Origin of the sequence: Nocardiopsis sp. YSL2, from assembly GCF_030555055.1 — a bacterium.
In the GTDB taxonomy this organism is placed as follows: domain Bacteria; phylum Actinomycetota; class Actinomycetes; order Streptosporangiales; family Streptosporangiaceae; genus Nocardiopsis.
This window is the reverse complement of record NZ_JAMOAO010000001.1, coordinates 408139-428249: the sequence shown is the minus strand read 5'-3', so window position 1 is coordinate 428249 and position 20111 is coordinate 408139. Positions and strand designations below refer to the sequence as shown.

Here is a 20111-nt window from a genome sequence, read left to right as displayed (position 1 = left end):
GTGACCGCCGCCCGCCGCCTGTGGTGCGAGTGGGCCTGGACCGGCTCCGGCGGCGGCTCCCCCGAGCACGGTGTCCTGCTGGAGACCGGCGCGGACGGACGCCTCTCACGTGTCGAGGCCGGTGTTCCGCGTCCCCCGGAGGCGGAGCACCTCGCGGGCCTGACCCTGCCGGGTCTGGCCAACGCCCACTCCCACGCCTTCCACCGGGCCCTGCGCGGGCGCACCCACACCGGCTCGGGGTCGTTCTGGACCTGGCGCGAGGCCATGTACCGCGCCGCCGACCGGCTCGACCCGGACCGCTACCACCGGCTGGCCCGCGCCGCCTACGCGGAGATGGCGCTGTCCGGGGTGACCTGCGTGGGTGAGTTCCACTACCTGCACCACGGTGCCGGCGGCTCCCGTTACGACGACCCCAACGCCATGGGCCGTGCCCTGGTCGCCGCGGCGGCCGAAGCGGGGGTCCGCCTCACCCTGCTGGACGTGTGCTACCTGTCCGGTGGCCTGGACGCCCGCGGCGAGCACCTCCCGCTCGCCGGACCGCAACTGCGGTTCGGCGACGGCTCGGTGGACGCCTGGGCCGAGCGTGTGGCGGCCCTGGACCTGGCGGACGCCCACGCGCGGCCCGGCGCCGCCGCCCACTCGGTGCGCGCGGTCCCCGCCGACCGCCTCCCTAGCGTGGCCGCCTTCGCCGAGGAACGCGACCTGCCCCTGCACGTCCACGTCTCCGAGCAGCCCGCGGAGAACTCGGCCTGCCTGGCCGCCTACGGTCGGACACCCACCGCCCTGCTCGACGACTCCGGTGCCCTGACCGAGCGCACCAGCCTGGTGCACGCCACCCACCTGACCGACGCCGACGTCGCCGCGGTACGCCGGTCCGGTGCGACCGTGTGCCTGTGCCCCACCACCGAACGCGACCTCGCCGACGGCCTGCCGCGGACCGGCGACCTGGTGCCGGCCCCGCTGAGCCTGGGCACCGACCAGCACGCCCAGCTGGACATGTTCGCCGAGGCCAGGGGAGTGGAACTGCACGAGCGGCTGCGCACCCACCGGCGCGGCGTCCTGGGCACCGGCACCCTGCTGCGCGCGGCCACCGTCCAGGGGCACGCCAGCCTGGGCTGGCCGGACGCGGGCACCCTCACTCCGGGAGCCCGGGCCGACCTGGTCAACGTCGCCCTGGACGGCGTACGCCTGGCCGGGGCCGATCCGGCGCACAGCACGGACGCCGTGCTCTACGCGGCCACCGCCGCGGACGTGCGCCACGTCATGGCCGACGGCCGGTGGACCGTCCGCGACGGCATCCACACGGCGGTGCCCGACACCGCCGGCGAACTCGACACGGCGATCAAGGAGCTACTGCGATGAGCGACCTGCCCTCGACGATCCTCGTCGACGACATCGGCACCCTCGTCACCAACGACCCGGCGCTGGGCCGGGGCGCGGTCGGCGAGATCGAGAACGCGGCGCTGGTGGTCGAGAGCGGCCGGATCGCCTGGACCGGGCCCTCCGACCGGGCGCCCGCCGCCGACGCCCGGATCGACGCCGCGGGGCGGTGCGTCCTCCCCGGGTTCGTCGACAGCCACTCGCACATCGTCTTCGCCGGCGACCGCAGCCGTGAGTTCGCCGCCCGGATGAGCGGACGCCCCTACTCCGCCGGCGGTATCCGCACGACCGTGGCCGCCACGCGGGAGGCCTCCGACGCCGAACTGCTCGACGGCGCCCGCCGTCTGGTGCGCGAGGCCGCCGCCCAGGGCACCACCACCCTGGAGGTCAAGTCCGGGTACGGACTCACCGTCGCCGACGAGGAGCGCAGCCTCGCGGTGGCCGAGCGGGTCACCGACGAGGTCACCTTCCTTGGCGCACACGTGGTCGCCCCCGAGTACGCCGACGACCCGCAGGGCTACGTCGACCTCGTCACCGGGCCGATGCTGGAGGCCTGCGCGCCCCACGCCCGGTGGATCGACGTCTTCTGTGAACGCGGCGCCTTCGACGAGGAGGCCTCCCGGCGCGTCCTGACCGCCGGGACGGCGCGCGGGCTGCTGCCGCGCGTGCACGGCAACCAGCTGGGGCACGGCCCCGGTGTGCGGCTCGCGGTGGAGTTGGAGGCCGCCTCGGTCGACCACTGCACCTACCTCGCGCCCGAGGACGTCGACGCTCTGGCCCAGGCCGCCAAGCGCACCGAGCCCACGGTCGCCACCCTGCTCCCGGGGGTGGACTTCTCCACGCGCCAGCCCTATCCCGACGCCCGGGCCCTGGTGGACGCCGGGGCCGTGGTCGCCCTGGCCAGCGACTGCAATCCCGGGTCCTGCTTCACCTCCAGCCTCGCCTTCTGTGTCGCGGTGGCCGTGCGCGACATGGGCCTGACCCCCGACGAGGCCGTCTGGGCGGCCACGGCCGGCGGTGCGCGGGCGCTGCGCCGCACCGACGTGGGCCACCTGGCGCCGGGGGCCCGCGCCGACCTGACCCTGCTGGAGGCGCCCAACCACCTGTACCTGGCCTACCGGCCCGGGGTCCCGCAGGTGGCGGCGGTGTGGAAGGACGGGGAGCTGGTCGCCGGCCGACCCTGACCGCACGCGTTGATCCGCCGGTAACCGAGCCCGCGCGCGAACTCAACGGGGGGTTGACGTCGCCGAAACGCGGCGGCCCGATCCTGGACTCACGTCGGTGCGCGTCCCGTCGTCGCGGTACAGCGTGGTTCCGCGGCGGCGGGGGCACCTTCCTCCCAGGAGGTCGCAGTGGCTCTATGGCGGATCAGGACCGCGGTGGAGGACCGCCCCGGCGGTCTGGCGGGCGTGGTCGACGCCCTGGCGGGCTGTGGCGGCGACATCGTCGGCCTGTCCATCCACACGGACGTGTCGGGTGTCGTCGACGAGTTCGTGGTCGACATCCCCGGCAGTCACACCGAAGCCGTCCGGGTGCTGTCCGAGCGCTGCCCCGCCGGCACGGTGACCGCCGTTCCCGCCCAGAGGCGCGAGGTCGGAGACGACGTCACCCGGGCGCTGCTGCTCACCGCGCGGCTGCGCGCGCACCCCAACCGCCTGCCGGACGCGCTGGCGGAGCTGCTGCGGGCCGACGACGCCCGCTGGACCAACCTCACGCGGGCCGAGAGCGCGGACGAGACGGCGCCGGGCACCACGATGCTGGTGCCGGTCGGCCCCCTGCGCGGGGTCCTGGTCGCCCGTTCCTCGCGCCCCTTCACGTGGACCGAGACGAGCCGGGCCGATGCCCTGGTGCGCTCGGTCATGCCCTCCACGGGTCCGGTGCCCACCGACCGTGTCGTCCGCACATCCCAGGGGCAGGGGCTGTCCCTGCGCCAGGTGCGCGAGGTGGACGCGTCCGCCCTGCGCGACCTGCACCGCCGCTGCTCCGACGAGACCGTGCGCAACCGCTACATGGCGGGGATGCGCGAGCTGAGCCCGCACATGCTCCGGGTGTTCTGCGACGCCGAACGGGGGCTGACGCTGGCGGTGCGCCCGCAGGGCCGGGAGGAGCCGGTCGCCCTGGGCCACCTGATGTACACGCTCGACCCGGGCGTGGGCGAGATCGCCTTCCTGGTGGAGGACGCCTGGCAGGGGAGCGGGGTGGGGACGGCGCTGACCCGGGCGCTGACGGTGATCGCCGCGGACTGGGGCCTGGCCGAGGTCCGGGCCGAGACCACGCTGGCCAACACCGGGATGCTGAGGATCATGCGCCGCTTCGGCGCGTCCGTGCAGACGCAGGGCGGCACCTACGTGCACGCCCGGTTGCCGGTCGCCGAGGCGCTCCAGACGGGTCTGGGTGAGCAGGCGCGGCGGGGCGGGCAGGTCGCGCGCCTGATGAGCCAGGGCTGAGGCCCACGGCAGGCGGGTGTCGGCGGCCACCGGGGGTTGTCGCCGACACCCGTTCGGGCGTGTTCCGCGGAACACGCCCTCAGGCCCTACTGGGCGGCGGACTCGTCGCCGGAGGCGGCACCGCCGTTGTCGGCCGCCGCCTTCTTGGTGGCGCGGCGCTTCTTGACCGGGCGCGAGTAGTCGACGAGGGGCTCCAGCTTCACCTGGTGCTCCTTGAAGCACTCCTCGCAGGCGTCCACCTCGCGGATGGCGCCCTCCCAGGCGAACTGGATGACCTCAGACGCCTCGACCTTCTCCTCGCGGACGGCGTGGGGGTCGCAGTACTTGCGCGTGAAGACCTCGGTGACCACGGCGGGGATTTCCCTTCGGTATGGCGTGAACAGGCGGACCCCTGATCATACACGTGTACGAACACGGCATCCCGGGTATGCTCCGGGATTCCGTCATGGGTTCGGGGTCGCCCCGAAGCCTAGCGAAGACGGAGGGTCGTTGGGCCCACGCACGGCCCGTGTGCCCGGGATGACCTGGGGCTCCGAAGGGGGTGTCGGCGCCCCCGCGTCCGCCGGTCGCGAGCGGTGTTCCGGTGTCGGGAATTTCGCCCCGAGTTCCCTTTGCCCGTTTCCCTGGGAACGGCGGATCGTCTTCACGCGTCACGAATTCCCACATTCGCCGAACAGGGGTGGGGGCGGATGGTTATGGTGTGGCCTATCTGCACTGACGGCGGTCCGACCGTGCGGCCGCCTCGTAAAAACCGGGAAGCCGCGCCCGCTCGGCGCGCCCCGGTGCCGGGCGGAGGCCGTGGGGGACGGAATCCGGGACTCGAATCTGGGGGAGAGCTGTGGTCGAGTATATGGAGGGAACCTACAGAAGCCGTGGCGGCGGCCCGGGGGAGGCCGCCCCCGGTGAGGTGACCTGGTCGGACTCGGTCCGGCGTCGGGAACGGGCCGACGCGGCCTACGCCTGGGAGCGCCTCTCGGTCGATCCGCGCTTCGTGAAACTGCGAAGGAGGTTCGCCCTCCAGGTCGCCGTTCTGGTGTCATTGTTCCTTTTGAGTTACCTCACCTACCTTCTGCTCTCCGCCTATGCGCGTGATGTGATGAGCTACCAGGTCGCCGATTCCGTCAACGTCGCCCTGCTCCTGGGAATCGGCCAGTTCCTGCTGACATTCGTGCTGGCGTGGGCGTTCGGCCGTTTCTCCGCGCGCGCCATCGACCCTCTGGCCGCGGAGATCCGCGACCGGGCCCGCAACGACGGCGCCATCACCGGGCGGGTGTCCCGGCGATGATCCCCACGGCCCCCTCGACCCCGAAATCCCTCGTCAGCGCACTGGAGGGCCAGTTCGGCCCCGCGCACGCCTGGACGCTGGCGCTGTTCGCGCTCTTCGTCCTGGTGACCCTGGTCATCTCGATCCGCATGCGGCGCACCACACGCGGCGCGGTCGACTACTTCGCCGGCGGTCGCGGCTTCTCCAGCACACAGAACGGGCTGGCGCTGACCGGCGACTACCTCTCGGCCGCCTCGTTCCTGGGCATCGCGGGCATGATCGCCCTGCAGGGATACGACGGCTTCCTCTACTCCATCGGGTTCCTGGTCGCCTGGCTGCTCGTCCTGCCGATGGCCCAGCTGATGCGCAACACCGGCCGGTTCACCATGGCCGACCTGCCCGCCTTCCGGATGCGCCGGATGCGCGTCCGCCTGGCGTGCTCCGTCTCCACCGTCACGGTGTGCGTGTTCTACCTGGTCGCGCAGATGGTCGGCGCGGGCGCACTGGTCGCGGTCCTGCTCGGGCTGCACGACGGCGGCTCGTTCCTGGGCCTGGGCGCGGACCAGGCCCGCACCGGGGCGATCATCCTGGTGGGCGTCCTGATGATCGTCTACGTCATGTACGGCGGGATGAAGGCGGCCACGTGGCTGCAGATCATCAAGGCGATCCTGCTGCTGACCGTCACCGGGCTGCTGACCGCCCTGGTGCTGTCCCTGTTCTCCTTCGACCCGCGCGCGCTGCTCGGCGCGGCGGCCGACGCCAGCGGGCACGGCCCGGCGTTCCTGGAGCCCGGCCTGCGCCTGGGCGTGGAGGTGCCCGGCGACCCCGTCCAGACCGCCTTCAACAAGCTCGACCTCATCAGCCTGGGCCTGGCACTGGTGCTGGGAACGGTCGCCCTGCCGCACATCCTCATCCGCTTCTACACGGTCCCGGACGGCCGCGCGGCGCGCACGTCGGTCAACCGCACGATCGTGATGATCGGCGCCTTCTACCTCATGACGCTGGCGCTGGGCTTCGGAGCGGCGGCCCTGGTCGGGTCCGAGCGCATCCTGGCCGCCGACGCCTCGGGGAACACGGCCGTGCCCCTGCTCGCCGAGCAGGTGGGACGGCTGGCCGCCGGGCCGGTGGGCGGCGCGGTCATGCTGGCGCTGGTGTCGGCGGTGGCCCTGGCGACCATCCTGGCCGTCATCGCCAGCCTCACCCTGGCCTCGTCCTCCTCCATCGCGCACGACGTGTTCGGGCACATCCTCATGTGGGGGCGACCGCGCGAGTCGCAGGAGGTGGGCGTGGCGCGCTTCTCGGCCTGTCTGGTCGGGGCGGTCGCCATCGTGCTGGCGGTCCAGGCCCAGAACCAGAACGTCGCCTTCCTCGTCGGTCTGGCCTTCGCCATCGCCGCGGCGGCCAACCTGCCCGTCATCGTGCTCACCATGTTCTGGCGGCGCTTCAACACCCGCGGCGTGGAGTGGGGGGTCTACGGCGGGCTGTCGGCCACGCTGGTGCTGATGCTGTTCTCCCCGGTGGTGTCGGGCCGGATCCACCCGGTGACCGGGGAGAGCATGTCGGTGCTGCCCGCCTGGATCGACATCCAGCTGTTCCCGATGGAGAATCCGGCGCTGGTCGCGGTGCCGATCGGGTTCGTGTGCGCGATCGTCGGGAGCCTGCTCTCGCCGGAGCGCGACTCCGCCCGCTTCACCGAGCTGCGGGTGCGCTCCCTCACCGGTTGGGGAGCGGACCAGGGCTGAAGCACCGCTCTGAGGGCCGTCCGGGCGACCTGGGTTCGCGGGGGCGACTCAGGCCTTCGGGCGTGCCGTGGACAGGGCCTCGGCCACCTCGCGCAGGTAGTCCGGCAGGCGCGGGGCGTTGGCCGCGACGCGGTCCCACGCCCGGACCGCGTCGGCCAGCTGCCGGCTCGGCCTGCGCCGGTCCGGGTGCTTGGCCGCGGCTCTCTCCTCGCGGCGGAACGAGGTCCGCACCGCCCAGAAGACCAGCGCCATGAACGGCCGGAAGGGGCCGCGGCCGCGGGCGTCCAGGACCGCCTCGACCGACCACCGTCCGTCGGGGGTGAGGGAGGGCGACAGCCACGCGGTGATGTCGACCAGCCGGTGGGCGGCCTCCAACCGGGCGGGCGGGGCCGCACCGGCTCCGGTTTCGCCCGCCAGGGCCGCGTACCAGGCGCGGGTGTCGACGGTCAGGGAGCCCTCGGCCGAGCGCAGCCAGGCGCCGCGGCCCGGCAACCGGATCGAGGCGGTCGCGGTGAGCAGACCGGCTCCGGCGTCGTGGGTCACCGTTCCCGAGGTGACGGGCGGCGCGTCGGAACCGACGGTGTCGGGCATGGCGTACTCCACCCGCGACGTGTCGTGCTCGTCCCAGTCGAGGACGGTCACTCCGGTGCCGCTCCAGCCCTGCTCCGCGTACACGGGCTCCAGGGGCACCCCCTCGGCGGTGAGTTCGGCCACGTGGTAGTGCGTGCGGGGCGCGAGGTGGCGGCCGGACTGCAGTTGCAGGGCCAGGACGGCGGAACGCACCCGCAGGGCCTCAATCTCCTCCGGGTCGAGGCCGCTGGTGCCGCGCAGGCGCTCGGCGGCCTCCCGGCGATCCCGGCGCGCCTTCCGAACGGCCGCGCGGTCGACCAGGCCGAGGCTCTCGGCGTGCTCGTCCAACCGGTCGCGGGTCGCCTCGTCCGGTGTCAGAAGCCAGCCCCGGCCGTCGAACCGGCAGGAGCGCGCGACCTCGTACGCGGCGGCGACCGTCTCTCCGACCACCTCCCGGGCCACCGGGGTGATCTCGAAGGTGTGGCTCAGACGGGGCACGGTGTCTCCGGTCTCCATGGTCGGTGCAGGGCGGTGAGGCCATTGTGGTGCACGCGGTGGGGCGCACGCCACGGACACCGCCCGAATACCGTTTGCCGGTGCCCCCGGCGCACGGCAGGATGGCGGCCATGCAGATCAGAGACGCGCGTTCCGACGACTGGCCCGGAATCTGGGCCTTTCTCAGCGGGATCGTCGCCGCCGGCGACACCTTCACCTGGGACCCCGGCATCGACGAGGACCGGGCCCGGGACACGTGGATGAAGCGGGCGCCGGGACGCACGTTCGTCGCCGTCGACGAGGACGGCACCGTCGTCGGCACCGCCGAGAGCCACCCCAACCAGGCCGGCGGGGGCTCCCACGTGGCCAACGCCGGGTTCATGGTCCACCCCGACCACAGCGGGCGGGGGATCGGGCGCGCCCTGTGCGAGCACACCGTGGAGCGGGCGCGCGCCGACGGCTTCCGCGCCATGCAGTTCAACGCGGTGGTGGAGACCAACACCCGCGCCGTCGCGCTGTGGCGGTCGCTGGGCTTCGAGATCCTCACCACCGTTCCCGAGGCGTTCCGGCACCCGGTCCAGGGTTTCGTGGGCCTGCACGTGATGTACCGGAGGCTCTGATGACCAGGTACGTCGCGTTCCTGCGCGGGATCAACGTGGGGGGCCACCGGCGCCTGCCCATGGCCGACCTGCGGGACCTGCTCACCGGGCTGGGCTACACGGACACGGCCACCTACGTCCAGAGCGGCAACGCCGTCCTGAGCACCGGGACCGACGACGGCGAGGCCGTCGCCTCGGCGATCACCGCGGCCGTCCGGGAGCGGTTCGGGATGGACGTGCCGACCGTCGTGCGCTCCGCCGAGCGGATGCGGGCCGTGGTGGCGGCCAACCCCCTGGAGGTGCCCGACCCGGCACGGTTCCTGGTCCTGTTCGGTACCGCCCCCTTCGACACGGCGGCCCTGCGCGCGGTGGACCTGTCGGCGTACCCGCGCGAGCGCCTGGCGGCCACCGACACCGAGGTCTACACATGCCACGAGCAGGGCCTGCGCTTCGCCAAGCTGCCGGACGTCGTGGGCAGGTACACGGCCGGTGCGGTCACCGCGCGCAACTGGCGGACGGTCCTGCGGATGCTGGAGATGGCGCAGGGTTGATCCCGCCCGCGGCGCGCCACTGTCCGAGAGTGGTCCTCGGTGATCCGCGGGCGGTGCACGGCCGTCCGCACGAGCAGGGGAGAGGGGTGTCGCCCGTGCCGAGACGGTGGACGGTGATCCTGCGCGACCTGGCCGACGCGGCGAGGCCGATCCGGGCGGAGGACTGCCACGGACTGCTCAACCTCTGGTGGCCGCAGCCGCCGCGGGAGCACGCCGCGGCCAAGCGCTGGTCCATGAACGGCTGGCCCGTCCCGCTGGGCGACCACCTGTACCACTGGACCCTGACGTGGCTGGACGACGGGGTGCCGCCCCCGGTGGACCCCGTGGACCTGGTGGGTGAACCCCAGCGGATCGGCGACCACCTGCTGGAGCCGCTGTCGGTCACCAGGACCTTCGACCACACCTACGCGCAGGTGCTGACCGCGCCGCGCGGCCCCTCCGCGCTGCGCTCGGCCGAGGTGCGCAGTTGCACCCCCGTGGTGATGACCACCCGCGACGCTTCCGGGGAGCGCATCCCGCACATCTGGCCCCACCCGCGCCGCCTGTTCGGTGCCGTGCACCGGTCCGGCGGCGGGATCGTCGGGGGCAGCGGCGCCGTGGGGGCGGTCGCGCGGTTCGCGTCGCCGGACCTGGCCGAACCCTGGCTCGAACTCGTCCAGGAAGGGCTGGCGCGGGTGCGCCGGTCACCGCTGCAGGGGCAGGAGCTGCGGCTGGCGGAGCACCGCCACGCCGAGAACCGGACCGTCCTGGGCTGGCAGGGCGGGTTCACCCTCGATCTGGTCGGCGGGGACCGCGACCACGCCGACGCCTTCGCCGCGCTGCTCGAACTCCTGGAGCTGGCCGGCGCGGGCAAGTACACGGCCCAGGGGTTCGGCGCCCTGCGCGTGGACACCGTGACCAGTGAGCGCTCCACCTCCGGGGCCCCGGTGGCACGGGCGCACCGGTCACCGCACCGGGTGGCGCGGCCGGCCGGGTCCCGGCGCCCCGCCGAAGCACGTTCGCACGCGGTGGCCGAGGCCGAGGAGTTCGGCGGAACGCTCTTCGACTGAATCCCCACGATCGCCGGTTCCCGCTCGAGGACGGGAGCGGGGGCCGGTGCCGGCACGGCGACGCCCCGGACGCGCGCACCGGTGCCACCCGCCCCGTGGACGGGGGCGGGAGGCACCGGAGCGCGCCCTCACGCGTGCCGCCGTGCCCGGTCCGGCGGTCCGGCGTCCTGGTCGCGCAGTGTGCGGGCCAGCCCGCGCAGGTGCGGCACCAGGTCCTGGACGGACAGGGGCGGCGGCGCCGCCGCGGGGTCGGTCAGGTCGCGGCCCTGGCGGGCGACCGGCTCGGCTGGGTGCTGGGCCACCATGGGAACCTCCGTAGCGGGGGTGGGGACGTGCATCCAGCTCTCTCGGACAGCGAGGCGGCCGCCCGCCCCGGCCGGAACGGGACACCTCTGGCGCAAGGGATGCCCGGGGTGCTGGGCCGTGGCCGCGCGAGCGGTACCGGGCGGCGCGTCCGGCACCGCCCCGGGCGCACACGAGAACGGGACGTGGGCCCGAGTCCCATATCTGGATACTGTTCAAGGACGCAGGGCTGGTATCGGTGGTGTTCCGCTCGATGCCGGCGGCCGCCATCGTCCGAGAGAGGGCGGGAGAGAGCCCTTCGCGCGTGCGGCCCCCGCTGCGCGCGAGGGGTGCCACGCACCCGCCCGGACCGGGCCGGGCCGTGGCCCGACCATCCGGACCCGACGGACCCGACGACGAGGAGCTCGACACGGTGACGCGCGCCAGCGAGCAGCCGCCCCGCCGCCCGGGAGGGGCCGCCCCCGCCCGGCCGCCGGAGCGCGGCGTGGTCGTCGGCGTGGACCTGCGCGGGATCCAGGCCTACGTCTACAGCGGCCGCCGCATCCTGGACGCGGTGGGTCGGGCCGCACTGGTCGCCGAGCTCACCGACACCTCCGACCCCCGCCACGGCATCGCCGACCTGGTCCCCGAGGACTGTGTCGTCCTGCGCGACGCGGGCGGGGCGCTCACCGTGGTCCTGCCCGACTCCTCGGCGGCCCGCGCCTTCACCGCCCGCTACACGCGCCTGCTGCGCGACCGCGCCGGCGATCTCACCCCGGTCGTGGCGCACGTGCCCTACGGGCCGGACGCGTCGGCCGGGTCCGCGGCGGGGGAGACACCCCGGGGGGTGGACGAGGCGCTGGAACGGCTCCCCGTCCGCCTGCGGACCGCCCGGCGGCGGATGTCGGCGCTGCACACTCCCGCCCGCGGCTACGGGATCACCGCCGTGTGCTCCGTCGGCGGCGGCCCCGCGGAGTCGGTCGACAGCAGCCGCGCCCAGGACGAGCGCGCCGGAGTACCCGAGCGCGTCGCGGCCGACGTCGCCCGGGCCCGGGGGATCGGCCGGCGCTGGCACCGCGCGCACAGCGCGGCCTGGCTGGCGGGCGCCGCCACCGCCACCGGCCGGCCCCGTCTGGAACTGCCGATGGAGATCGACCGCCTCGGCCGCGACCACGGGGACCTCAGCCGGATCGCGGTCGTGCACATCGACGTCAACGGGCTCGGCGTCATCCTGGGCGAGTACCGCGACCGCGCCGGGGACCCGGGGGTCCCCGGCTCCGGCGCGGCCGCCCAGCGCCGCCTGTCCACCCGCATCGCGGGTCTGACCGAGGGCCTGGCCCGTGCCCTGGTCCGGGCCGTGGCCGCCACCGTGCGCGCCGACCCCGGGCAGGGCGCGACCGTGCCCGGCTCCGGGGCGGCCGCACCCCTCACCCTGGACCGCTCGCCGACCGGGACCGTGCGCCTGCCCGTGCGCCCGATCGTGGTCGCGGGGGACGACCTCACCGTGCTCTGCGACGCCCGCCTGGCCCTGAGCCTGACCCGCTACGCCCTGGACTGGCTGGACGCCGACCCCGAGCGGATCGGTGCCGCGGGCGACCCCCGTGTGGCCCTGCACCGCGCGCTGGCCCGTGCGCACGGCGGGGCGGACGCCCGGGCGGTCACCGGGGCGGACGGGACGCACACCACGTTCGTGCCCACGGTCGGCGTGGGCATCGCCGTCCAGCCCGTCGGCGCCCCCCTGTCCCTGGGCTACGACCTGTGCGAGGCGATGTGCCGCCGCGCCAAGGACCACAGGGTCGAACGGGTGGAGGGCGGTGCCCCCGACGACCACGCCGTGGCCTGGACGACGCGCTTCGACGGCGTGGACCGCGTGCTGCGCCGCCTGGACCGGGCGCGCTCGTCCGCGCCGCCGCGCACCGCGCTGCCGCTGACCGGGGCCGCCTTCGCCGACTTCCTGGACCGCTACCTGTCCCCCTGCGCTCCGGGCAGCCTGCTCGCCGACGGCGACACCCGGCACCGGAGCTGGCTGGTCTCGTCCCTGGTCCCGCTCCTGGAGGCGGGAGGCGACCCCTCCGCCGAACTCCACCGCCGCGCCCGGGCGAGCGGGGTCCGCACCGCACTGCCCCGGGACTGGACCCCCGGCGCCCTGCTCGACGCCGTCGAGGTGATGGACCTGCACCTGGATCCGGGCCTGGCGGCGGCCCTCGAACCCCACCGGCCCCAGGACCGAGGGCGGACAGGGGCCGGTGGCCCTCCTTCCGGACCGACGGGCGCACCGCTGTGAGCGCACCGGACCGGATCGTCGTCCGCCTGGCCGCACCGGCGCTGTTCGTCGGGGCCAGCGCGGACGGCACGGGCGCCGACACCGACGTCGTCACCGACGCCCACGGGCTGCCCTACCTGCCACGGCACCGCCTGGCGGCACGGCTGTCCGAGGGTGCCGGTCGCGCGTCGCAGGTCGCCGCCGACCTGGCGGGCCCGGCCGGGGACGTCTTCGGACGCAGCCGCTCGCACGGCCCCGGCCGGATCCTGCGCCTGGGCCACGCCGTGGTCGACGACGACGTGCGCGCCGCGGTCGCCCGCGCCCTGGCCGGTCGCGCCGAACCCGAGCGCTCCACCCTGCGCCGCGCGGTCACCGACGCGTTCACGGCGCTGGAGTCGGCCACGGCGGTCGGCCCCGACGGCGCTCCGGTCCCGGGCGGGCTGCGCACCCACCGCGTCCTCCTGCCCGGGCTGGTCCTGACCGCCGCGCTCACCTGGTCGGTCTCGCCCGGGCCCGAACACTGGCGCATTCTGGCCCGCGCCTGCCTGGCCACCACCCAGATCGGCTTGAAGGCCACCCGCGGACGAGGCAGGGTGGACGTACGGCTGGCCGGGCCCCACGGCGCCGATCCCCACGCCGCGACCCTGCGCCTGGCCGCGCCCCCGGCCCCGGGGGCGTCCGACCAGCGGCAGGAGGCGCGCCCGTGAACCCGAGTCCGACCCCGCGGCGGCCGCGCCGCCGGGGACACGGTTCCCGGGCGGCCGTGCACGGCCGTGTCCCCGGACCCCGAACACCACCGCCCGTTCCGGGGGCGCCGAGGTGAACGCCCCCGATGTCGCCGTGGGCGCCTACCTCCCCCTCCGGTTCGTGCTCACCGGCTCCCTGGCCGTGCGCACGTCCTTCGACCCGCTGCGGGTGGACTCCGAGCACGTCATCGGCGGGCGTGCCCAGCGCGGCATGCTCGCCGCCGCCCTGAGCGCGGCCGGACGCACCCGCGAACTCCAGGAGTGGGTGGCCCGGGGCCGACGGGTGCGCTTCGCTCCCGCCTACCCCCGGCTCGAACCCGGGGACGTGGCGGCGCCGGACGGGTCGAACCCGCGCGCGGCGGCGGCCTACCCGCCCCCGGCCTACCTGTACACACCCGGCAAACACGGCCGGACCACGGCCGACGTCTTCGGCGAGACCGACCCCGACACCCCCTACCGTCCCGTACGCGACCTGATCACCCTGGACCGCGCGCTGCGCGCCGAGGTCCGCACCACCGCCGAGCGCTACCTCGGCCGCACCAGAACCGGGGACCCGGGGCAGGGCCTGCCCTACTTCACCACCGGCATCGACCCGGGCCAGGTGTTCGAGGCGCGCTGGCAGCTGCGCGCCCCCGACCGCGCGACCCTGGCGGATGTGGCCGAACGCCTGGTCGCCGCGCTCACCGAGGCGGAGGGCACCCTCACCCTCGGGTCCGGCGGCACGCGCGCCCACGGCGACGTGAGCGTGGCCCCCGTCGACCCGGCGCACCCGCTCTCGCCCGACCGCGCCGATCCGCTGGGCGGCCCGCGCTCGTGGGCGGCCGGGGAACCCGTCGACCTGCTGCTGCTCTCCCCGGCGCTGGTCGTGGGCACCGGCGGACAGGCCCGGCCCCAGGCCCTGGCCCGCGCGGTGCTCGACCTCCTGGACCGCCTGTGGCCGGGGGTCGGTGCCCGGGTCCTGGCCGAGCACGTCGAGGCGGGTCTGGTCGGTGCCTACCACCGGGGCTACCGGGGCCCGATGGCCCAGCGGTGGGCGGCCCGTCCCGGCTCGGTGGTGCGCCTGTGCCTGGACCGCGAACTGACCACCGAGCGCGTCCGCGAGCTGGAGGCGCACACCCTGGGCGAGCGCGCCGTGGACGGACACGGGCAGTTCACCCTGCTGGCCCCGCCCCCGAGCGGACCAGCGCCGCTCGCCCCCGTGGCCGTGCCCCGCGCCGCGCGCGCACCGGGAACCGTCGCCCTGCCCGACGGCCGTCCCGTCCCGTCCGCGGCGCCCCTGGAACCGACCGGGCAGCTGCGGACCCTCGACGACGCCCTGCTGTGGAACGCGGCCGCTCCGCCCGTGCGCGTCCACGCGCGGTCGCTGGCCCGTTCCTCGGCCGCCGGGCTGGCGCCGCTCACCCCCGGGCTGCTGGGCCGCCTGCGCGAGGTCCTGGCCACCCACCCCGGCCAGGACTGCGGCCTGGCGCTGGCCGAGTTCGTGGCCACGGTGGCGGTGCGCTCCGACGGCGCCCCGGCCGCGCGCCGCCCCCTGCACGAGAAGGCGCTGCGCGTGCTGGACCGCGCCGTCCTGGTGCCGCCCGGGCACGGCGACCGCGTCACCGTGCGCGCGTGGCTGGCGGGCCTGGCCGATCCCGTCGCCTGGTGGCCGGACCACCGGCCCGACGCCCGTGCCGCCCCCGCCTACACCAGGGCGCTGTCCGCCGTGGACCTGGCCAACCCCGACGGGCGCCCCCGCACGGAGCACCCCAGCGGCCTCACCGAGCACGTCCTGGGCTGGGAGCGGCGCAACGCCGATCGCCTGTGCGTGCTCCTGGTGTCCTCCTGGCTGGCCGAGGCCGCCCGCGTGGTCCACCGGGACTCCGAGCGCCCCGCTCCCGGCGAGCGGAAACCGGTGCGGTGAGCGGGCACGGCCACGAGGGGCGGCCGGACACACCCCGGACGCCGCGGATCGTGTGGGAGTTCGGCCTGCGCCTGCTCCTGCTCACCGACACCCACATCGGTGCCGCCCAGACCCCGCCGCGCCACGCCGCCGAGAGTGACGTGGACCTGCTCGTCGACCGCGATCCGCGGACCGGGGTGCCGCGGTTGCGCGCCACCACCCTGGCCGGGCTGCTGCGGCACGAGCTGGTCGAGCGCACCGGCGGCCCTGGCCCGGCCCGGGCCCTGCTCGGCTCGGCGGCGCCGGCCGCCGGCTCCGGACCAGGCCCCGGTACCAGCGCCCTGGACATCGACGACGGCAACGCCGAACTTCCCGAGGGCGCCGGTGTCACCGTCCGCACCGGAACCCGCGTCGATCCGGAGACCGGCGCGGTCCGTCCGGGACGGACGTGGCAGTGGGAGGTCCTCCCGGCGGGCACGGTGTTCACCGTCCCGATGCGCCTGCACGTTCCCGGGCCCGAAGACGAGGCCGGGCTGCTCGGCCTCCTCATCCTGGCCTCGGCCGGACTCGACGGCACCGGCCCCGGACGCCACGTCGGCGGTCGGACCGGGCGCGGATACGGGCGGATGCGCGCCGCCCACTGGAACGCCCGCCGCCACGACCTCGCCGGGGAGCGCGGCTGGTTCGCCTACCACGCGCGCACCTGGGAGGAGCGCTGGGCCGAGGCCGCCGCACCGGGCGGCACCGCGGGAGGCGCCGCCGACGCGGCCGACGCGCTGACACGGTGCCTGGACACCGTCGGCCCGGCCCCGGTCGCGGCCCGAGCCAGAGCCGTCGCCGCCGGCCACCCCGACCGCCGCCACCGGGCCGAACTCCGGCTGCGGCTGGCCGTGGCCGAGCACCCGGGCCCGCGGGCATCGGACGCCGGGGCCGCGGACCCCGACGGGACCGGCCTGCGCCCCGGCCTGCTCATGATCGGCGACGCCCCCGCCGACGGGAGGCTCGGCGAGGTCGACCGCGCCCACCGGTACCGCCCGGCTCCCGCCGCACCGGCCCGATCCGCCCGTCCCGCCGCCGACGACGGGGTCGACGTGGACCTCGTGCCCGTCCTGGGCGACACCGCGCTGTTCGCCCTGGTCAAACGGATCGGCGAACGCCTGGCCAGGGACGCCGCGGAGCACCTGGGCGGTGACCCGGCACGGTGGCGGGCCTGGAACGCGTCCTGGTGGGGCTCCGACGCCGAGGAGAGCGGCCCCCGCCCGTCGCCCGCCTTCGCTCAGGGGGGTGCTTCGCGGGGGGCTGAGCTACCGCCCTCATCGGTGGGCCTGCGGCCCCAGCCCTCCAGGATCCGGCTGCGGGCCGCACCGGCCATCACGGGGGGCGCGCCACTGACGACCACCCGGCTCACCGTCGACGCCCTGTTCGGCGACGCCGTCGACGGCCGCCTGTACACGAGCGACCTGCACTGCGGCGGCAGCGCCGACGTCGTGCTGGACGTGCGCGACCCCGACGACGCCGTCCGGGGCATGCTGGCACTGGTGGTGCGCGAGCTGGCCACGGTCCCCTTCGACACCCTCGGCTCCGGCGGCGGCAGCGGCAACGGCCGCCTCACCGCCACCCGAGCGTCCCTGACCACCGTGCCCGGCGACGGAGGACCACCACACACCGTCGACGTCTTGGAGGCCGTCCGCCACCCGGACACCGAGGACGGCCGGACCGCCCGGCGCTGGCTGGTCGCGCTCCGTGCCAGGCTCGGCCCGGACCGCCCGGCCGCCGCCGGCCCATCCCACAGCACCGCATCGGAGGAGGAGCCGCACCGGTGAACCACGACCCGCCACACCCCGCCGCTCTCGTCGTCCGAGCCCTGACCGGCCGCCAGATCGACGACGTCCTGCACGACGTCTTCGTGCGCGGCGTCCGGTGCCGACTGCTCGACTCCGGAACCGACGGCCTCACCGGCGATCCAGCGGCCCCGCAGTGGCTGATCGCCGAGTTCGGCGACGGCCGCGTCACCGGAGCCTGCCCGCACGACCGCTGGCGCCGCTCCGACGAGGAGCCCACCGCACACCTGTCCGCACCCTCCCTGGACCCCGACACCGACCGCTGGCGGGTCCTGGAAGTGCTCGTGTTCGGCCCCCACGCCCAGATCCGGCTGGGCGAGGGCGCCGAAGCGGGGTGGATCAGCGGCGACGCCCCCGACCTCCCCGAGGCCCCCGACGACCCCCTGCGGCCGCGCGACCGGTCCTTCCTCCTCCAGGGGTGGAACGGCCCCGGCCACAGCCGCACCCTGCCGGGCACGGTGCCGGTGTCGGTGACCGCCGAACCCTCCGGGGCCCAGGCCGTCCTCCCCGTGCGCTGGCACGACTTCTCCGGCAGGGCACGCCCGGAGGCCGGCGGTCGGAGCGCCCTGGAGAGCACGGGCACCTGGCTGACCGTCCGCGAGTACTGGGCGAGCGATCCCGAGACCGGTGCGGTGGGAGTGGCCTTCCACCGGCTGACCGGCCTGTACACGGGTACCAAGCCCACAGGGCCGGAGTTCGACGCCGGTACCGGAGACCAGATCCAGGAAGCGGACCGCTGATGGCCGACCCCCGCGACGTCGCCGCCCGGCTCGGCGACACGTCCCGATCCCCGACCGCCGGCGGCCACCGGGCCGACCGCTTCCGCGCCACGGCCCCCTACGGGCTGGTCCGGCTCGCCGACACCCCCATGCCCGCCGACGACCTGCACACCGGACACCGCACCGCCGACCTGCTGCGCAGCCATGACCGCACCGTCGACGGCACCCGCACCGGATGGATCGATCTCACCGCGACCACGCTCACGCCCACGTTCGTCGGGCAGACCCTGGACCGGACGGGCGTGAGCCGCTCCACCCGCTTCCCGCACGGGGACCGCGCACTCCCCGCCATCCCGGGATCGACCCTGCGCGGACTGGTCCGCAACACCGTGCGCATGCTCACCAGCGGTGAGACGGGTCCGGTCAACACCCCGATGCTGTTCTTCCGCGCGCCCGTGCGCATCGACCCCCACAGCACCGACAGCGCCCTGTCGACCAGGGCCCGCAAGGTCATGGCCCACCAGCACGCCCATTACCGCAAGCGCCGCGCGGGCCTGCGCACCAAGCAGGGCTTCCTGTTCCATTCCGCGGCCGACGCCCGCTGGTACGTGGTCGAGGTCCCGGCGACCTCCCTGTCCGGAGAGTCCGGCCAGGCCCTCAAGGTCACCTTCGGCGTCCTGCGGGAGAGCCTGCGCACCTGGGACTTCGGGGTGAGGGAGTTCCCCGACCCGCCGCGCGGCGGAACCTACGTGCCCACGACCCACGAGCAGCACGGGCACCTGCAGTACCGGTGGGTGTACGCCGTCCACCTGCCCGGCCAGCGCAGGATCGCGGCGGTCGCCCCCACCGAACACCAGGCCAGGGCCTACCTGCGGGCGCACACCCGCGCCCACCCCGGCCGCGCCCGCGGGGGCGGGGTCGTCGGCGCCCTGGTCGTCCTGACCGGGGTCGCGGCGGGCGAACGCCGCAACGCCTACCTCTTCCCCCGGCCCGCGAACCTGGACGTCGGCCGCCTGCCCGTCTCCGACGCCATGGTGGAGCTCTTCGAGTCCGCCGAACAGGTCACCGGCTACCAGCGGGCCGCCTTCCCCGACACCCTGGGCGCCGGGCACGAGGACCCCGAACGCCCACCCGTCGCGGGAGCCGGCGGGGGCGGGCTTCCCCGGCGCGGCCCCGAACCGGTCTGGTTCGACGTGGACCTGGCCGGCCGCGTGGTGTCGTTCGGCCGCTCGGGCGGCTACCGCATCGCGGTCAGCGACGAGAGCCCCGTCCGGCGGGCGGTGCCCGGACCGGTCCTGGGGCCGCAGCGGGGCGACACCGACCGCGAGGAGCGGGCCGGCCGGCCCGTGGACGTGTGCCGCGCCCTGTTCGGCGACACCGACACCTTCGCGGGCGAGGCCGGGGCGTCCAAGGGCCGGGTCTCCTTCGGCAACGCGCTGAGCACCGACCCCGACCCGGACTACCCCGACGGCTCGGCCCTGCGCGTGCAGCTGCTCTCGCCCCAGCGCGGCTGCTTCGCCAACTACCTCGTGCAGGGTCCCGACACCCAGGCGGGGGACCGGCCCGACATCGTCACCTGGTCGCACGAGGGACACGTGCGCCTGGGCGGCTACAAGGCCTACCTGCACCGCCACCGCGCCGACCTGGGCTCGCCCGTGCGCTACGACGAGCGCGCCCAGGAGGAGCTCGGCCTGACCGTCCTGCCCGCCGGACACCAGGGCGAGCCGCCCAGGGACACCCAGCGCGATATCATCCCGCTGCGCGACGGACTCACCTTCCACTCCAGGATCACCTTCACCAATCTCACCGACGCGGAACTGGGAGTGCTGCTGCGCGCCCTGCTGCTGGACAACCCGGTCGACGGCGGCGACCCCGCCGACCCCGAGTACGCCCACAAGGTCGGCATGGGCAAGTCGCTGGGCATGGGCAGCGTGCACCTGCGCCCCGAGCTGTACCTGGTGGACCGCCGGGCCCGCGCGGTGGACCTCGCGCCCGACGCCGGGGTCACCCGGGCCGGCGTCGAACAGGTGCGGGAGCTGTTGGACGGGTTCGGCCTGGCCCTGGTGGCCCGGCGCCTGGGCGGACGGGCCGACCCCCGGCGGTGGCGGGAGGTCGACCAGGCCGTCGACGTGTGCCTGGCCGGCCGCTGGCGGGGCCGCCTGCCCTGGGACCGCACGCGGGTGATGTCGCTGCGCGAGTTCGCGGAGTACCCGGTCCTGCCCCCGCTCACCACCCGCTTCGGTGTCGGGCAGGGGCAGCCGGGCGCAGGGTGAGCACCCGT

The 20111-nt window shown here is 75.5% G+C and carries 17 protein-coding genes; 14 read left to right on the top strand and 3 right to left on the bottom strand.

Translation table 11 applies throughout. The features are described from left to right. The 3 genes from M1P99_RS01855 to M1P99_RS01845 all read left to right on the top strand — a co-directional run bounded on the left by M1P99_RS01855 (nt 1) and on the right by M1P99_RS01845 (nt 3827). On the top strand, nt 1-1362 hold the full coding sequence (locus M1P99_RS01855) for a formimidoylglutamate deiminase (protein WP_304455529.1): 1362 nt from the start codon (nt 1-3) through the stop codon (nt 1360-1362). Next, a complete protein-coding gene (gene hutI / locus M1P99_RS01850; protein ID WP_304450963.1) occupies nt 1359-2564 on the top strand; it encodes an imidazolonepropionase in 1206 nt (401 codons plus the stop codon). Before M1P99_RS01855 ends, hutI begins: the two co-directional genes overlap by 4 nt. Nucleotides 2565-2732: 168 nt before the next feature. After that, entirely contained in the window at nt 2733-3827 is a 1095-nt protein-coding gene (locus M1P99_RS01845) for a GNAT family N-acetyltransferase (protein ID WP_304450962.1), read from the top strand. An 86-nt stretch (nt 3828-3913) separates the two neighbouring features. Here M1P99_RS01845 and M1P99_RS01840 read toward each other — a convergent pair whose 3' ends face one another. Further along, the gene (locus M1P99_RS01840; RefSeq protein ID WP_304450961.1) at nt 3914-4177 is read right to left on the bottom strand and encodes a hypothetical protein; all 264 of its coding nucleotides are present in this window, start codon (nt 4175-4177) and stop codon (nt 3914-3916) included. A 488-nt stretch (nt 4178-4665) separates the two neighbouring features. Between M1P99_RS01840 and M1P99_RS01835 the strand changes: the two genes are divergently transcribed. Next, nucleotides 4666-5112: a DUF485 domain-containing protein gene (locus tag M1P99_RS01835; RefSeq protein ID WP_304450960.1), complete on the top strand. Its 447-nt coding sequence runs from the start codon at nt 4666-4668 to the stop codon at nt 5110-5112. Continuing rightward, a complete protein-coding gene (locus M1P99_RS01830) occupies nt 5109-6833 on the top strand; it encodes a cation acetate symporter (protein WP_304450959.1) in 1725 nt (574 codons plus the stop codon). Before M1P99_RS01835 ends, M1P99_RS01830 begins: the two co-directional genes overlap by 4 nt. Nucleotides 6834-6881: 48 nt before the next feature. Here the strand turns inward: M1P99_RS01830 and M1P99_RS01825 are convergent, their stop codons facing one another. Further along, nucleotides 6882-7919 (bottom strand): hypothetical protein, encoded by a 1038-nt coding sequence (locus tag M1P99_RS01825; RefSeq protein WP_304450958.1) that lies wholly within the window; start codon nt 7917-7919, stop codon nt 6882-6884. 110 nt (nt 7920-8029) lie between these two features. Here M1P99_RS01825 and M1P99_RS01820 point away from each other — a divergent pair, with 110 nt between their 5' ends. The 3 genes from M1P99_RS01820 (at nt 8030) to cas6 (ending at nt 10097) form a co-directional block, all read left to right on the top strand. After that, nucleotides 8030-8518, top strand: a complete 489-nt coding sequence (locus M1P99_RS01820) for a GNAT family N-acetyltransferase (protein ID WP_304450957.1) — start codon at nt 8030-8032, stop codon at nt 8516-8518. After that, complete coding sequence (locus tag M1P99_RS01815) at nt 8518-9048, top strand: DUF1697 domain-containing protein (RefSeq protein WP_304450956.1); 531 nt, start codon at nt 8518-8520, stop codon at nt 9046-9048. Before M1P99_RS01820 ends, M1P99_RS01815 begins: the two co-directional genes overlap by 1 nt. An 86-nt stretch (nt 9049-9134) precedes the next feature. Next, a complete protein-coding gene (cas6, locus tag M1P99_RS01810) occupies nt 9135-10097 on the top strand; it encodes a CRISPR system precrRNA processing endoribonuclease RAMP protein Cas6 (protein WP_304450955.1) in 963 nt (320 codons plus the stop codon). Nucleotides 10098-10225: 128 nt separating this feature from the next. Here cas6 and M1P99_RS01805 read toward each other — a convergent pair whose 3' ends face one another. Continuing rightward, the gene (locus tag M1P99_RS01805) at nt 10226-10399 is read right to left on the bottom strand and encodes a hypothetical protein (RefSeq protein ID WP_304450954.1); all 174 of its coding nucleotides are present in this window, start codon (nt 10397-10399) and stop codon (nt 10226-10228) included. A 485-nt stretch (nt 10400-10884) separates the two neighbouring features. On the opposite strand from M1P99_RS01805, the gene M1P99_RS01800 reads away from it, so the two are divergent. From M1P99_RS01800 to M1P99_RS01775, 6 genes are all read left to right on the top strand, one after another. After that, nucleotides 10885-12663, top strand: a complete 1779-nt coding sequence (locus M1P99_RS01800) for a hypothetical protein (protein WP_304455528.1) — start codon at nt 10885-10887, stop codon at nt 12661-12663. Beyond that, nucleotides 12660-13349 (top strand): hypothetical protein, encoded by a 690-nt coding sequence (locus tag M1P99_RS01795; protein ID WP_304450953.1) that lies wholly within the window; start codon nt 12660-12662, stop codon nt 13347-13349. Before M1P99_RS01800 ends, M1P99_RS01795 begins: the two co-directional genes overlap by 4 nt. Before the next feature lie 112 nt (nt 13350-13461). Next, the gene (locus tag M1P99_RS01790; protein ID WP_304450952.1) at nt 13462-15291 is read left to right on the top strand and encodes a hypothetical protein; all 1830 of its coding nucleotides are present in this window, start codon (nt 13462-13464) and stop codon (nt 15289-15291) included. Beyond that, nucleotides 15288-17093 carry an RAMP superfamily CRISPR-associated protein gene (locus tag M1P99_RS01785; protein WP_304450951.1) on the top strand — a complete coding sequence of 602 codons (1806 nt, stop codon included), beginning with the start codon at nt 15288-15290 and terminating at the stop codon, nt 17091-17093. The genes M1P99_RS01790 and M1P99_RS01785 overlap by 4 nt, the downstream gene beginning before the upstream one ends. Beyond that, a complete protein-coding gene (locus tag M1P99_RS01780; protein WP_304450950.1) occupies nt 17090-17851 on the top strand; it encodes a hypothetical protein in 762 nt (253 codons plus the stop codon). The genes M1P99_RS01785 and M1P99_RS01780 overlap by 4 nt, the downstream gene beginning before the upstream one ends. Next, on the top strand, nt 17851-20103 hold the full coding sequence (locus M1P99_RS01775) for a TIGR03986 family CRISPR-associated RAMP protein (RefSeq protein WP_304450949.1): 2253 nt from the start codon (nt 17851-17853) through the stop codon (nt 20101-20103). The genes M1P99_RS01780 and M1P99_RS01775 overlap by 1 nt, the downstream gene beginning before the upstream one ends. Nucleotides 20104-20111: the final 8 nt, after the last annotated feature.

Coding starts and splice junctions, on each gene's coding strand:
- hutI (WP_304450963.1), top strand. CDS start 1,359: ATGAGCGACCTGCCCTCGACGATCCTCGTCGACGACATCGGCACCCTC.
- M1P99_RS01830 (WP_304450959.1), top strand. CDS start 5,109: ATGATCCCCACGGCCCCCTCGACCCCGAAATCCCTCGTCAGCGCACTG.
- M1P99_RS01825 (WP_304450958.1), bottom strand. CDS start 7,919: ATGGAGACCGGAGACACCGTGCCCCGTCTGAGCCACACCTTCGAGATC.
- M1P99_RS01820 (WP_304450957.1), top strand. CDS start 8,030: ATGCAGATCAGAGACGCGCGTTCCGACGACTGGCCCGGAATCTGGGCC.
- M1P99_RS01815 (WP_304450956.1), top strand. CDS start 8,518: ATGACCAGGTACGTCGCGTTCCTGCGCGGGATCAACGTGGGGGGCCAC.
- M1P99_RS01775 (WP_304450949.1), top strand. CDS start 17,851: ATGGCCGACCCCCGCGACGTCGCCGCCCGGCTCGGCGACACGTCCCGA.